The sequence below is a fragment of the Streptomyces sp. Ru72 genome (genome assembly GCF_002920635.1).
Lineage (GTDB): Bacteria > Actinomycetota > Actinomycetes > Streptomycetales > Streptomycetaceae > Streptomyces.
Map to the genome: position 1 here is coordinate 83,110 of NZ_PQSR01000001.1, position 13,285 is coordinate 96,394.

Below are 13,285 nucleotides of genomic sequence, written 5' to 3' on the forward strand. Positions count from 1 at the left end.
CCAGGCAGTCCGATGCGGTGCAGATGCGGCGCGAGGTGGAGGGGTCGATGACTCAGGGGGCCGGTCAGGGACCCGAGGTGGAGCGGACGGCGACGTTGCGCGACTTCCGGGTGCCCGCGTACGTCCACGACGCCGGTCCGTACGCGCAGAGCACGCCCCAGGACCAGGTCACCGGACCCGCCGCCCCGGAGGCCTACCCCCGCGGCTACTCCGACGCCTACACGCCCACCGAACGGGATCTCCCGGTCGTCAACCGCGGTGACACGCTCCAGGTGAACGTCGCTCCCACGTCCGCGCCCGCTCCGCAGTCCTCGGAGGGTCCCGGTCCGCTGTTCGTCGTCGGTGACGTGCACGGCTATCTCGACCAGCTCGTGGCGGCGCTCCAGGAGAAGGGCCTCATCGACGCCCAGGGGAGCTGGTGCGCGGGCACGGCGCGGCTGTGGTTCCTCGGCGACTTCACCGACCGCGGGCCCGACGGCATCGGCGTCATCGACCTGGTGATGCGGCTGTCGGCGGAGGCGGCGGCGGCCGGCGGCTACTGCAAGGCGCTCATGGGCAACCACGAGCTGCTGCTGCTCGGCGCCAAGCGGTTCGGCGACACGCCGGTCAACTCCGGCGCGGGCACCGCCACCTTCCAGGCGGCCTGGCTGCTCAACGGCGGCCAGAAGACCGACATGGACCGCCTGCAGGACCACCACCTGCAGTGGATGGCCCGCCTCGACGCGGTGGAGGAGGTCGACGGGCACCTGCTGGTCCACTCGGACACCACCGCCTACCTCGACTACGGCGACTCCATCGAGGCGGTCAACGACACCATCCGCGAGACGCTCACCCGCAACGACGCGGACGAGGTGTGGGACCTCTTCCGCAAGTTCACCAAGCGCTTCTCCTTCCGCGACGAAGGCGGCGCCGACGCCGTACGGTCCCTGCTGGACACGTACGGCGGCAGGCGCATCGTCCACGGCCACAGCCCCATTCCCTACCTCCTCGGAGAGGTCGGCTCGGAGGACGGCGAGGACAGCACGGGTCCGATGGTCGAGGGACCGCACATCTACGCGGACGGACTGGCGATCGCGATGGACGGCGGCGTGACCATGGCCGGAAAGCTGCTGGTCCAGCAACTGCCCCTGGATATCTGACCTTTCCCCGGACAGACATCCCCCGACGGAGGACCGCGCAGAGGAGCGCAGGCCGGGGCCATTTTCCGGAAAGCCCCTGTCACCGCGCGCCGTCACCGCTCTACCATCGGCTTATCCGTAGCAGGCTCCCCTCCGTTTCTGCCCGACGGCTCGTCAGCATGCCGAGTCCCAAGCCCTACGGAGCATCGGGGGATGCACATGAACAGCGTTCCGCAGCACCTGCTGAGCGAGGACCGCCAGGACTACGAGCGGGTCCTCGATGAGGCGCTGCGCTCCGCACCACACCGTCCGGATCTGGCCGCTGTGGGTCAGCGGCTGAACCCCGAACAGTTGCGCACCATGGCGCTGAACGCCACCGCCCTCATCACCGCGGCGGCGGCCACCGAGTACCAGCACTACGTGATGGTCCGCGAGGAACTGCGCCGGCCGGCGCCGTCCACCCCGATCGTCCAGGACAGCGCCCCCGGTGCCCCGGAGGCGGACCTGGACGCCCTGGGGCTCGCGGCCACCGTGGGAGAGGCCGCCGCGAGCGCCGGGACCGGTGCCGTCATCGCGGTCCTCGCCCCCTTCCTCGCGGGCGCCGCCGCGGCGATCTTCCTGCTCGTGGGGTACATCCTGAAGATGGTCAATCCCGATCAGGCGTTCGCCCGGACGCTCCTGACCACCGGGTGGGTCTTCGGCGCGGTGACCGCGGCGTCGATCCTGGTCGCCGCGATCGGCCTGCTGCTCACCGCCCTGCGCAACAGCTCATCGGCACAAGAGGCGGACGCGTCGGGCGCCTTGACGGCGGAGGTGTCCCGGGCCAGGGACGCCTGGCACGAGGCGCTGCTGGAGCGCGGCATCCTGCCGTTCCTCCGTGAGGCGCTCAGCGATCCGGGCACGGCCGCGATGACCCGGAAGGCGCCGGAGGCGGCCGCCGGCCGTATCCCGCACCTCGGCTACGACCGTCCGGGGTTCACCAGCCCCGACAGCGGCCCGGCCACCGGTACCCGCCCCAGCTTCACCAGCCCCGACTTCACCAGCCCGGATTTCGGGGGGCCGGAGCACACGCCGGAGTGACGGACCCGGCCGACGTCCGGTCACCCGCGAAGTGCGCAAGGCCGGGGCGCCCATCTCCGGACCATCCCCGGAGTGGCACCGCCCCCGGCCGGCAACCGGCGTCCGGCCCGCTCATTGAAGACGCGGGCTCGTCGTGGTCTTTCCGTTCCGCGCTCGGGCGAGAGCGAGTCGGCCCCTCCGGCCTGCGCAGCGACGGCACAGGCCGGAGGGCACCGCTTGACGGAACGCCGGCGGCACTGCCAGGTCAGTCGGCGATCGGCAGGTACACCCGGTTTCCCGCCTCGGCGAACTCCCTCGACTTCTGTGCCATGCCCTCCGCGATCTGCTCCCGGCTGCCGCCGTGTTCGCGGCGGATGTCCTGGGAGATCTTCATCGAGCAGAACTTCGGACCGCACATCGAGCAGAAGTGGGCGGTCTTGGCCGGCTCCGCCGGGAGGGTCTCGTCGTGGAAGTCGCGGGCCGTGTCCGGGTCGAGGGCCAGGTTGAACTGGTCCTCCCAGCGGAACTCGAAGCGCGCGTCGGACAGCGCGTCGTCCCACGCCTGCGCACCCGGATGCCCCTTGGCGAGGTCGGCCGCATGCGCGGCGATCTTGTAGGTGATCACGCCGGTCTTGACGTCGTCGCGGTTGGGCAGGCCCAGGTGCTCCTTGGGGGTGACGTAGCAGAGCATGGCCGTGCCCCACCAGGCGATCATCGCGGCGCCGATACCGGAGGTGATGTGGTCGTACGCCGGCGCGATGTCCGTCGTCAGCGGGCCGAGCGTATAGAACGGCGCTTCATCGCAGATCTCCTGCTGAAGGTCGATGTTCTCCTTGATCTTGTGCATCGGGACGTGTCCCGGGCCCTCGATCATGGTCTGTACGTTGAAGCGCCTGGCGATCCGGCCGAGTTCCCCGAGCGTGCGCAGTTCGGCGAACTGTGCCTCGTCGTTGGCGTCCGCGATGGAGCCGGGCCTGAGGCCGTCGCCCAGCGAGTACGTGACGTCGTAGGCGGCGAGGATTTCACACAGTTCTTCGAAGTGCTCGTACAGGAACGACTCCTTGTGGTGGGCGAGGCACCACGCCGCCATGATCGAGCCGCCACGCGAGACGATGCCGGTCTTGCGGTTCGCGGTCAGCGGCACGTACGGCAGACGCACCCCCGCGTGCACCGTCATGTAGTCCACGCCCTGCTCGGCCTGTTCGATGACCGTGTCCTTGTAGATCTCCCAGGTCAGTTCCTCGGCCTTCCCGTCGACCTTCTCGAGGGCCTGGTAGAGCGGCACCGTGCCGATCGGCACGGGGGAGTTGCGCAGCACCCACTCGCGCGTGGTGTGGATGTTGCGGCCGGTGGACAGGTCCATGACCGTGTCGGCGCCCCAGCGGGTCGCCCAGGTCATCTTCTCGACCTCCTCCTCGATTGAGGAGGTCACCGCGGAGTTGCCGATGTTGGCGTTGACCTTCACCAGGAACCGCTTGCCGATGATCATCGGCTCGATCTCGGGGTGGTTGACGTTGGTCGGGAGGACCGCACGGCCTGCCGCGATCTCTTCGCGCACCACCTCCGGGGACACGTTCTCCCGGAGGGCGACGAACTCCATCTCGGGCGTGATCTCCCCACGGCGTGCATACGCCAGTTGCGTCACCGCCTTGCCGTCGCGGCCGCGGCGCGGCTGACGCGGCCGCCCCGGGAACACCGCGTCGAGGTTGCGCAGTCCGCCCCGAGGCGAGGTGTGCTTGATGCCGTCGTCCTCCGGGCGGACGGGACGGCCCGCGTACTCCTCGGTGTCGCCGCGGGCGGTGATCCAGTTCTCCCGCAAGGGGGCCAGGCCCCTGCGGACGTCCGTCTGGACAAGTGGGTCGGTGTACGGGCCGGAGGTGTCGTACAGCGTGACCGACTGCCCGTTGGTGAGGTGCACCCGCCGGACCGGCACTCGCACATCGGGGCGTGAGCCCTCGATGTACGCCTTGTGCCAGCCGATGGACTGTCCGGCCTCCTGGGACTGTTCGCCCTGAACGGAGGCAGGGGTGCGTACGTCCTTGTTGGTCATGAGACCTACTCCCTACGCCGGCATTACCCGGTAACAGGTTCAGCGGTCGACGCAGCGGTTTCCGCCCGCCGATGTTCCACGTGAAACATCGCGTCAGCGGAGGTCAGCGCCCTCTCAGCCCGGTGCTCCGAGCTCCCGCGTGTGCAAAGGTCCTCCCACGCTAGCGTCTCTTTGCGCGAGCTGAACAGTGGGCCTCACACCTTCTTGCGATGATGCCTCGGTGACCACGACACAGCATCCACCACCGTACCCACCGCCCGACCCACCCCACGGCCACGGCCAGGGCGACGCACGTGGCCATGGGCCGAGCGGCGAGCACGGGCAGGGAGCGCACGGCGGGCACGGGCACGGGAAGAGCGGGCACGGGCACTCGCACAGCCACAGCCATGGCCCGGCGGCTCCCGTGTCGCGGCACCTGCGCAGGGTCATCGCCGCGATCCTCATCCCCTTCACGGCAGCCGTGGTGGTCGGTCTCGTCGTGCTGTGGCCCGGTGGAGTGCCGTCGCACAAGCGCACCGGCGTGGGGTTCGACCGGCAGACCCAGCAGGCCACGGTCACCAGGGTGGTGGAGGTGGACTGCAAGTCCGTGAACGCCTCGGGTGACACCCCCACCGGCGACACCTCCACGGCCGAGGGCTCCTCGGCCCAGCAGCAGTCGACCGGCACCTGCAAGAAGGCGACGGTGCGCGTCGACACGGGCAAGGACCAGGGCCGGACGTTCACGGAGATCGTCCAGCCGGACCAGTCACGTCAGTTGCATCAGGGCGAGAAGGTCGTGGTCGCTTACGAGCCGTCCGCCCCGAGGGACCTGCAGTACTCGGTGGCGGATGTGAACCGCAAGGTCCCCATGGCGTTGCTGGCCGGCATCTTCGCCATCGCCGTGGTGGTCGTCGGCCGGATGCGCGGTGTGATGGCCCTCATCGCACTGGCCGTCAGCTTCCTGGTGCTGAGCCTGTTCATCCTGCCGGCGATCCTGCAGGGCTCGAATCCGCTGCTCGTGGCCGTGGTCGGGTCCAGCGCCATCATGCTGATCGCCCTCTACATGTGCCACGGACTCTCGGCACGCACGTCGGTGGCGGTGCTCGGCACGCTCATCTCCCTGTCCCTGATCGGCGTGCTGGGCTCCCTGTTCATCGGCTGGGCCGCGCTGACCGGCAACACCGACGACAACACCGGCCTGATTCACGGCCTTTACCCGGGTATCGACATGAGCGGCCTGCTGCTGGCCGGCGTCATCATCGGCTCGCTCGGCGTCCTCGACGATGTGACGGTGACGCAGACCTCGGCGGTCTGGGAGCTCCACGAGGCGAACCCGTCGATGGGCTGGCGTGGTCTGTACCGTGCGGGCATCCGCATCGGGCGCGACCACATCGCGTCGGTCGTCAACACGCTCGTCCTGGCCTACGCGGGTGCCGCTCTGCCGCTGTTGCTGCTGTTCTCGATCGCGCAGAGCAGCGTGGTCACCGTTGCCGACAGCGAGCTGGTCGCGGAGGAGATCGTGCGCACGCTCGTCGGTTCGATCGGCCTGGTCGCCTCGGTGCCGGTGACCACGGCACTGGCCGCCCTGGTGGTCTCCGCCGACCGCTCGGACCGCTCCGACCGGTCCGCCGCTCCGGCCGCCGTCCCGGCCCGCGGCGGGCGCGGGCGGCGCCGCAGGCACTGAGGCGCCCGCGCCGCAGGGACGCACCGCAGAAGCGTTACAGCACCCACCGCGCCCCACACGGCTCCGCGAGGAACCGTTACGGCACCGAACCGCGGCCTCAGCCCGCGCTCTGCTCCTCGGCCAGGATCCGGTCCAGCGCCTCGTCCAGATGTGCGTCGAAGTCGGCGAGGGAGCCCTCCTGACCGAGCGGCACCAGCTTGTCCGTACGGTCAAGGAACGCGACCAGCGGCACCGCCCCGGACCGGAACAGCGCCCGGTCGGCACCCACCTGGAGCCGGATCAGCACATCGCCGAAGGTGTCCGGCTCGGCGGGTGCGATGTGCACATCTCCGTCGCCGCACGGCCGGCCCACTCCGTCGACCAGCAGCTCGCGCCCGAACGCCCAGGTCACGGGCGCGTCCCCGGGCAAGTGGAAGGTCAGCCGGACGGCATAGGGATCACAGGTCTCATAACACAGCTCCACCGGAATGCGGAACGAGAGCTCCTCCGAGACGAGAAAGCTCATCATCACCTCTGCCTGTACCGACTCGCGCATCGTCTACCCCGTCAGTAGCCGTGGACTGGCCAGGAAGCATCCCCTGACACCTGCTGGAAGTTTGCTGAACGTACATGGCAGATCACAAGGAGTGAGTTTTCAGATGCTGATAGAGAGGGCGAGTGTCCCGAGCATCCGTCCGATCTCCTCCTGGAGTCGGCCTGCCACCGGCAGCAGCCGATCAGCCTCACAGGACGGCAGGGAGATCGCCATCGTCGCGGCCGTCGACCCCACGGTCAGGGGAATCGCGGCACAGACCGTCCCGATCGCGTACTCCTGGCGCTCGATGACGGGTTCTGTGCGCTGCAAGCCCTTCAGTCGCCTGAGGAACACGCGCTCGTCATGAACGGTGTACGGCGTGATCGCCCGAACGGGGTAGCGGTCGAGGTGGTCTCGGCGGGCCTCGTCGTCGAGCTGGGACAGCAGGCACTGGCCGATCGCATGGGCGTGGCCGGTCTCCCGGAAGTCGGCCCACTCCTCCACCGCCGGGTTGCCGGGGGTGTCGGCGACGCCCAGGACGTCGATCTCTCCGTCGCGATAGACCGCGTAGTAGACGGGGACGCCGATGGAATCACGCCATTGTGCGAGCGCGTCGTCCACCATGCTGCGACGTTTCTGCTGGGCTGCGCCGGCGCTCAGCCGCTCGGCCGCCTCGCCGAGGAAGAACAGGCCCTTCTCGCGGCGCAGATAGCCCTCGTGAGTCAGGGTGCGCAGCAGGTGGTAGGCCGTGGGAAGCGCCAGGCCGACCTCGCGGGCCAGTTGTTTGGCGGTGGCTCCGTACGGGCGTCCGGCGACGGCCTCGAGCAGGCGCATCGCGCGCTGTACGGATCCGATGAGGGTGGTGGAGGACGGCTGCGCGGGCGGGAGTCGGGGGTGTGCCTCCGCCGGTGAGGTCCGTCGCTGTGCGGGCGGAGCGGTTGACTCTGCGGATGCGGTACCAACCGTGGCCAAAGATCACTCCCGGAGCGCGAGGGCGGCCTCCCGTGCGGGGACACGAGAGGGGATGCGCCGCGCGCGGGGACTGCCGCGCGCGAGTTCCGGACTTTAACGGTCCGTCACCGCGCTCCGGCGGTGTCGCCGGGAAAACTTCCCTCCCCCGAGGGAACGTCCTGTTCCGTGTTACCGCTGAGCCCCCGCCCTCAGGGAGCACCTCGCCGTCGAGCGCCCTTCGTCCTGGCGCGCGCCGGACGACTCACCAGTCGCCGCGGGATGTGGAGCTCGACATGAACTTCCGTACGACGTAGATGAGTCCGCCGACCAGCGCGACGAAGAGCAGCACCTTGAAGAGCAGCCCGATCACGAAGCCGATGACGGACGCGATCACGCCGCCGAAGACGACCAGGGCGATGACCGGCACCGCGATCCACTTCACCCACCACGGCAAACCCGCGAAGATCTCTCGCATCGCCCTTGTCCTTCTCTCTCGACGTCTGTGTGCGTCTTCGGGCCCGCGTCCTGTCCGGCGACGGCGCTCGCGGGTCCTTCGATGTCCTGCCCTCGATGCTAGGTCCGCCGAGGGAAGAGGCGGGCGTCTCGCATCCCTTGTCCTCCCCTGATTCCTCCCCTGACGGAACCCCTAGACGCGCCTCAGCTCTCGGGTGGAGAGAACACCACCAGCACCCTCAGGTCCTCCGTGATGTGGTGGAACTTGTGCGGGACTCCGGCAGGCACATAGACGACGCTGCCCCGCCCGACCTGGGTCGTCTCCATGCCGACGGTGATCGAGGCGCGTCCGCTGACGACGAAGTACACCTCGTCCTGCCGGTGCGGCTTCTGCGGGTCCAGGTCGCCCGCGTCGAGCGCGTACAGGCCGACCGACATGTTCCGCTCCCGCAGGAACTGCAGGTACGCACCCTCGTTGGCGGCGCGCTCCGCCTCCAGTTCGTCCAGCCGGAATGCCTTCATCGCCCTTGTCCGCCCTTGCTCGGTACTCGCCTGTGATCCGGTCTGCCACGATCAGACACATGAAGAATTTCGTAGTCAAGACGATCGCCAACGCGGGGGCCCTCGCCGTCGCCGTCTGGCTCCTCGACAAGATCACCCTGACCGGGTCGAGCACCGGCCGGAAGATAGGCACGCTCATTGTCGTGGCACTGCTGTTCGGCCTGGTGAACTTCCTGGTCAAGCCGATCGTGAAGGTGCTGACCTTCCCGCTGTTCATCCTGACGCTCGGGCTGATCACCCTGGTCGTCAACGCGCTGATGCTGCTGCTCACCTCGTGGCTGGCGGGCAAGCTGGACCTGAGCTTCCATGTCGAGGGCTTCTGGACCGCCGTCCTGGGCGGCCTGATCATCTCGATCGTCTCCTGGGCCCTGCACGTCGTGCTGCCCGACGACAAGGACTGAGAGAGCCGCATGACCTACCGCGTCTGTTTCGTCTGCACCGGCAACATCTGCCGTTCCCCGATGGCCGAGTCCGTCTTCCGCGCCCGCATCGAGGAGGCCGGTCTCGACGACCGGATCGAGGTCGACAGCGCCGGCACAGGCGGCTGGCACGAGGGAGACGGCGCCGATCCGCGCACCGTGGCCGTCCTGGAGGAGAACGGCTACGACAGCGATCATGTCGCACGGCAGTTCCAGCCCTCCTGGTTCTCCCGCCTGGACCTGGTGATCGCCCTGGACTCCGGACACCTGAAGGCCCTGCGCCGCCTCGCGTCCACTCCAGAGGACGCGGCCAAGGTTCGGCTCCTGCGCTCCTACGACCCGGCCGCCGACGGCGATCTCGACGTGCCGGACCCGTACTACGGGGGGATGGACGGCTTCGAGGAGTGCCTTGAGATGGTGGAGGCGGCGAGCCTCGGCCTGCTCGCCGCGGTACGCGACACGGTGGAGGGACGGGCAGCATGAGTTCAGGGGACGCCGGCACGGCCGGCGCGGGATACGGCGACGGCACACGCGCGGTCCGCGCGGGACTGCCCGAGCCGGTCAAGCACGAGCCGACCCTGCCGGGTCCCGTCTTCGCCGCGCACTACCACCTGCCCGGGGAGCCGACCGGTCCGTACGCCTACGGGCGCGACGAGAACCCCACCTGGAGCCGTCTGGAGTGTGCCATCGGCGAGCTGGAGGCGCCCGGTGAGGACGGCGTGGAGACACTCACCTTCGCCTCCGGCATGGCCGCGATCTCGGCCGTCCTGTTCTCCCAGCTGCGCGCGGGCGACACGGTGGTGCTGCCCGCGGACGGCTACCAGGTGCTGCCGCTGGTGCGCGAGCAGCTCACGGCGTACGGCATCGAGGTGCGCACCGCGCCGACCGCCGGCGACGCCCAGCTCGGTGTCCTCGACGGCGCGAGGCTGCTGTGGATCGAGAGCCCCTCCAACCCGGGACTGGACGTCTGCGACGTGCGACGGCTCGTCGAGGCGGCCCACGCGCAGGACACCCTCGTCGCCGTGGACAACACCCTGGCGACACCGCTCGGCCAGCGGCCCCTGGAGCTGGGCGCCGACTTCTCCGTGGCCAGCGGCACCAAGATGCTCACCGGGCACGGCGACCTGCTGCTCGGATATGTGTCGTCCCGGAACGCCAGGCTGATGACCTCCGTACGGCGCTGGCGCAAGATCGTCGGCGCGATCCCGGGTCCCATGGAGGCCTGGCTGGCGCACCGGTCGCTCGCCACACTCCACCTGCGCGCCGACCGGCAGACTGCCAACGCGCTCGCCGTCGCCGAGGCGCTGCGCGGCCGACCCGAGGTGACCGGGCTGCGGTATCCCGGCCTGCCGGACGACCCGTCCCACAAGGTCGCCGCGCAGCAGATGCGGCGTTTCGGGTGTGTGGTGTCGTTCACGTTGCCCACACGCGCACGTGCCGAGCGTTTTCTGGACGCGCTGCGGCTCGTCGACGACGCGACGAGCTTCGGAGGGGTGCGGTCGACCGCCGAGCGGCGAGGACGCTGGGGCGGTGACGCGGTACCGGAAGGCTTCATCCGGCTGTCGGTCGGCGCCGAGGATCCAGAGGACCTGGTGGCCGACGTGCTCCGTGCGCTGGAGGAGTCGGCGCACTGACCGCGCGCCGGCCACCGGTCACCCTCTGGGCTACGTACCTCGGGGGAGCCGGTCCGTCGGCCAAGGCTGCCCTTCTACGTACGACGGACGGTCCGAGCCTCCCCCCTCATGGCTCGGACCGTCCCGGTTCCGCGCGCAAAGAACCGCGCGAACAAGGCTAGTTGACTGTGCGTCAGTGTCCAATCACGGTAGCGACAGAGACCTATCGACTTATTTATAGTTGGGCGCGTCCGGGGGTGCGGGGAGCGGAGGGATCACCATGGATCTGGCCCTGCTGCGCACCTTCGTCACGGTGCACCGGGCCGGCTCGTTCACCCGTGCCGCGGCGCTGCTCGGCCTCTCCCAGCCGGCGGTCACCTCCCAGATCCGCACGCTGGAACGGCAGCTGGGCCGCCCCCTGTTCCTGCGCCAGGCCCGCGGGGTGACGCCCACGACCATCGGCGACGAACTCGCGCACAAGGCCGCGCCCCATCTCGACGCCCTGGTGGAGATCGCCGAGACCGGGCTCGACGAGCAGGTGTCGCTGCGCACCCTGCATCTCGCCGGGCCGCCGGAGTTCACCGCGGAGCGCGCGCTGCCCGCGCTCGCGGAACTGACCGGTGACAACGGCCAGGGGTTCGCCCTGCGCGTCTCCTTCGGAACCGTGGACGAGACGCTGGAGGGGCTCGCCGCCGGGCACCACGATCTGGCCATCACCACGGCCAGACCGCGTGGCGCGCTGCTCACGGCGACTCCGTTGTGCGACGAGGAACACGTCCTGGTCGCCGCCCCGCGCTGGGCGTCCCGCATCGGCCCCGGCAGGCTGCGCCGCAAGGGCGCCTACGCGCTGGAGAGCCTTCCGGTGGTCGAGGTGCACGAGTCACTGCCGTTCGTCTCCCGGTACTGGGCCTCCGTCTTCGACTCCCGCCCGGCTGCCTCCGGCACGGTCATCGTCCCCGATCTGCGCGCCGTGCTCGGCTGCGCCGTCACCGGTGCCGGGCTCGCCGTGCTGCCGCGCTATCTGTGCGCCTCCGCATTGGAGCGGGGTGAGGTCGTAGCCCTGCACGAACCCGCGGTTCCCCCGCTGCGGACCTACTTCCTCGTCGTTCGGACCGGGACCCTTGCCATGCCGCCCATAGCCCGGGCTCACGAGTGGCTGCTGCGGGCTGCGGGCGAATGGGGTTGAGCGGCTACGATACGTGACGAGGATGTGGGCGCCGGTGACGGCGCGACGTCCGGTCCGGCGGCGAATGCGACGCCCGCCGTCCGCACCGCCCGGTGTTCCCCTGGGACGGGGTGCGCGGTGGGGCGGGCGATGTTTCACGTGGAACATGCTGGGCCACATTTCTCCCATGACCGTTCGTCCCGTGGTCAAGCGCACCGCCCGCGCCATCCTGCTGGATGGTGACGATCTGATCCTGATCAAGCGGACAAAGCCCGGCGTGGATCCCTACTGGGTCACCCCAGGGGGCGGAGTCGAGCCGTCCGACACGACCGTCATCGATGCGCTGCACAGGGAAGTCGACGAGGAACTCGGTGCCAAGATCACCGATGTCGTGCCCTGCTTCGTGGACACGGTGGAGCACATCGGCGAAGGCGGCGGCGCGACCGGCGTGAAGGTCCAGCACTTCTTCGTCTGCCGTCTGGAGTCGATGGACGAGCGCCTTCGGCACGGTCCAGAGGTCGAGGAGCCCACCGGGGAGTACGAGGTTGTGCGGGTGCCGTTCACACGGGTGGGCATCGCCTCGGTCCATCTTGTTCCGCTGTCGCTGCGGCACTACCTGGACGGGAACATCGAGGGCGTACGGGCCATGCACGCACCAGACCTGGGCTGAGAGCCGGCCGGCGTTTCACGTGAAACGTCCGGTCCCGTGCTGTGCGGTCGGGGTCCTGTGCCATGCAGTCGGGTGAGACATGGCCAAAAGCATGTGGGCTACACCTCAAACCGGTGGACGCCGGCGGCTCATGTCGGACAGCCTGACCAGCGTGTCGACACCTGCCCTCGCCGCTCTGCCCATCCGCCGCCTGACCCCTCGCGACCTCCATGCGTGCGCCGACCTGTCCGAGGACCGGGGCTGGCCCCGTGAGGAACACAAGTGGGGTCTGCTCCTGGCCGCCGGGAAGGGTTACGGCATCGACGATCCTGAGGGCGGTCTCGTCACCGCGTGCGTCATCACCGAGTACGGGTCCAGCTACCGTCCCGATCTCTGCGCCATCGGCATGGTGCTCGTCGCCGAGCGGCACGCCCGCCAGGGCGTCGGCCGCCGGTTGATGCGGCATGTGGTCGCGGAATCGGGCACTGCCCCGCTCACGCTGTACGCGACCCCGTACGGCCGTCCCTTGTACGAGGAGCTGGGCTTCAAGGCCATCGGCGGGTCCGAGATGGTGCGTGGGCACTTCACGGCCGGCGGACCGTCCCCCGCCGTCCCCACCCGTCCGGCCACCGGGGAGGACCTTGCCACCCTCGTCCGGCTCGACGAGGAGGTGTTCGGTGCAGACCGTACGCACATGATCACGCGATTGCCCGCCTTCGCCGACCAGTTGCGGGTGGCCGAGGACAAGGGACGGATCATCGGATACGCGGCTGCCTGGCCCAACATGGACACCCATGTCGTGGGTCCCCTCATCGCCCGCGACACGGAGACGGCGAAGGCACTCGTCGCCTCCCTCGCCGCGCACACCGACCGCCCACTGCGCACGGATGTCGATGTACGGCACGAGGGCCTGCTGACCTGGCTGAAGGAGCGGGGTCTCATCTCGGCGGGCATCAACGCGGTCATGACCTACGGCATCCCGGACCTGCCCGGCGACTGGGCCCGGCGTTTCGCCCCGCTGACGGTGGCGGCGGGCTGAACGGAGGCACAGCGCGACGCGTGTCCCCAGG

The 13,285-nt window shown here is 69.6% G+C and carries 14 protein-coding genes and 1 riboswitch; of the genes, 9 read left to right on the top strand and 5 right to left on the bottom strand.

The window, feature by feature from the left end; all coding sequences use genetic code 11:
• The first annotated feature begins 47 nt into the window (after positions 1 to 47).
• Entirely contained in the window at positions 48 to 1,139 is a 1,092-nt protein-coding gene (locus C3488_RS00400; RefSeq protein ID WP_103837254.1) for a metallophosphoesterase, read from the top strand.
• A gap of 192 nt (positions 1,140 to 1,331) precedes the next feature.
• On the top strand, positions 1,332 to 2,198 hold the full coding sequence (locus tag C3488_RS00405) for a hypothetical protein (RefSeq protein ID WP_103837255.1): 867 nt from the start codon (positions 1,332 to 1,334) through the stop codon (positions 2,196 to 2,198).
• Positions 2,199 to 2,442: 244 nt separating this feature from the next.
• Here C3488_RS00405 and thiC read toward each other — a convergent pair whose 3' ends face one another.
• Positions 2,443 to 4,227: a phosphomethylpyrimidine synthase ThiC gene (gene thiC / locus C3488_RS00410; RefSeq protein WP_103837256.1), complete on the bottom strand. Its 1,785-nt coding sequence runs from the start codon at positions 4,225 to 4,227 to the stop codon at positions 2,443 to 2,445.
• A riboswitch (TPP riboswitch) is annotated at positions 4,220 to 4,376 on the bottom strand. (Overlaps the previous gene by 8 nt.)
• A gap of 71 nt (positions 4,377 to 4,447) precedes the next feature.
• Here thiC and C3488_RS00415 point away from each other — a divergent pair.
• Positions 4,448 to 5,890, top strand: coding sequence for a YibE/F family protein (locus C3488_RS00415; RefSeq protein WP_103837257.1), 1,443 nt, complete (start codon positions 4,448 to 4,450; stop codon positions 5,888 to 5,890).
• Positions 5,891 to 5,987: 97 nt separating this feature from the next.
• Here C3488_RS00415 and C3488_RS00420 read toward each other — a convergent pair whose 3' ends face one another.
• The 4 genes from C3488_RS00420 to C3488_RS00435 form a co-directional block, all read right to left on the bottom strand.
• Positions 5,988 to 6,425 carry an SsgA family sporulation/cell division regulator gene (locus tag C3488_RS00420; RefSeq protein ID WP_059127372.1) on the bottom strand — a complete coding sequence of 146 codons (438 nt, stop codon included), beginning with the start codon at positions 6,423 to 6,425 and terminating at the stop codon, positions 5,988 to 5,990.
• Between the two features lie 99 nt (positions 6,426 to 6,524).
• Positions 6,525 to 7,376, bottom strand: a complete 852-nt coding sequence (locus tag C3488_RS00425) for a helix-turn-helix domain-containing protein (protein WP_181138831.1) — start codon at positions 7,374 to 7,376, stop codon at positions 6,525 to 6,527.
• Positions 7,377 to 7,617: 241 nt separating this feature from the next.
• A complete protein-coding gene (locus C3488_RS00430; protein WP_103837259.1) occupies positions 7,618 to 7,830 on the bottom strand; it encodes a DUF5326 family protein in 213 nt (70 codons plus the stop codon).
• A gap of 182 nt (positions 7,831 to 8,012) precedes the next feature.
• Positions 8,013 to 8,330 carry a cupin domain-containing protein gene (locus C3488_RS00435; RefSeq protein WP_103837260.1) on the bottom strand — a complete coding sequence of 106 codons (318 nt, stop codon included), beginning with the start codon at positions 8,328 to 8,330 and terminating at the stop codon, positions 8,013 to 8,015.
• Between the two features lie 59 nt (positions 8,331 to 8,389).
• Here C3488_RS00435 and C3488_RS00440 point away from each other — a divergent pair, with 59 nt between their 5' ends.
• From C3488_RS00440 to C3488_RS00465, 6 genes are all read left to right on the top strand, one after another.
• On the top strand, positions 8,390 to 8,770 hold the full coding sequence (locus tag C3488_RS00440) for a phage holin family protein (protein ID WP_103837261.1): 381 nt from the start codon (positions 8,390 to 8,392) through the stop codon (positions 8,768 to 8,770).
• A 9-nt stretch (positions 8,771 to 8,779) separates the two neighbouring features.
• On the top strand, positions 8,780 to 9,271 hold the full coding sequence (locus tag C3488_RS00445; protein WP_103837262.1) for a low molecular weight protein-tyrosine-phosphatase: 492 nt from the start codon (positions 8,780 to 8,782) through the stop codon (positions 9,269 to 9,271).
• Positions 9,268 to 10,422: a cystathionine gamma-lyase gene (locus C3488_RS00450; RefSeq protein ID WP_103837263.1), complete on the top strand. Its 1,155-nt coding sequence runs from the start codon at positions 9,268 to 9,270 to the stop codon at positions 10,420 to 10,422. Before C3488_RS00445 ends, C3488_RS00450 begins: the two co-directional genes overlap by 4 nt.
• 259 nt (positions 10,423 to 10,681) lie before the next feature.
• On the top strand, positions 10,682 to 11,587 hold the full coding sequence (locus C3488_RS00455; protein ID WP_103837264.1) for a LysR family transcriptional regulator: 906 nt from the start codon (positions 10,682 to 10,684) through the stop codon (positions 11,585 to 11,587).
• Between the two features lie 166 nt (positions 11,588 to 11,753).
• Positions 11,754 to 12,236 carry an NUDIX domain-containing protein gene (locus C3488_RS00460; protein ID WP_103837265.1) on the top strand — a complete coding sequence of 161 codons (483 nt, stop codon included), beginning with the start codon at positions 11,754 to 11,756 and terminating at the stop codon, positions 12,234 to 12,236.
• A 151-nt stretch (positions 12,237 to 12,387) separates the two neighbouring features.
• Positions 12,388 to 13,254, top strand: coding sequence for a GNAT family N-acetyltransferase (locus tag C3488_RS00465; protein ID WP_103837372.1), 867 nt, complete (start codon positions 12,388 to 12,390; stop codon positions 13,252 to 13,254).
• Positions 13,255 to 13,285 lie beyond the last annotated feature (31 nt).

Coding starts and splice junctions, on each gene's coding strand:
- C3488_RS00400 (WP_103837254.1), top strand. CDS start 48: ATGACTCAGGGGGCCGGTCAGGGACCCGAGGTGGAGCGGACGGCGACG.
- C3488_RS00405 (WP_103837255.1), top strand. CDS start 1,332: ATGCACATGAACAGCGTTCCGCAGCACCTGCTGAGCGAGGACCGCCAG.
- thiC (WP_103837256.1), bottom strand. CDS start 4,227: ATGACCAACAAGGACGTACGCACCCCTGCCTCCGTTCAGGGCGAACAG.
- C3488_RS00420 (WP_059127372.1), bottom strand. CDS start 6,425: ATGCGCGAGTCGGTACAGGCAGAGGTGATGATGAGCTTTCTCGTCTCG.
- C3488_RS00430 (WP_103837259.1), bottom strand. CDS start 7,830: ATGCGAGAGATCTTCGCGGGTTTGCCGTGGTGGGTGAAGTGGATCGCG.
- C3488_RS00435 (WP_103837260.1), bottom strand. CDS start 8,330: ATGAAGGCATTCCGGCTGGACGAACTGGAGGCGGAGCGCGCCGCCAAC.
- C3488_RS00440 (WP_103837261.1), top strand. CDS start 8,390: ATGAAGAATTTCGTAGTCAAGACGATCGCCAACGCGGGGGCCCTCGCC.
- C3488_RS00445 (WP_103837262.1), top strand. CDS start 8,780: ATGACCTACCGCGTCTGTTTCGTCTGCACCGGCAACATCTGCCGTTCC.
- C3488_RS00450 (WP_103837263.1), top strand. CDS start 9,268: ATGAGTTCAGGGGACGCCGGCACGGCCGGCGCGGGATACGGCGACGGC.
- C3488_RS00455 (WP_103837264.1), top strand. CDS start 10,682: ATGGATCTGGCCCTGCTGCGCACCTTCGTCACGGTGCACCGGGCCGGC.
- C3488_RS00460 (WP_103837265.1), top strand. CDS start 11,754: ATGACCGTTCGTCCCGTGGTCAAGCGCACCGCCCGCGCCATCCTGCTG.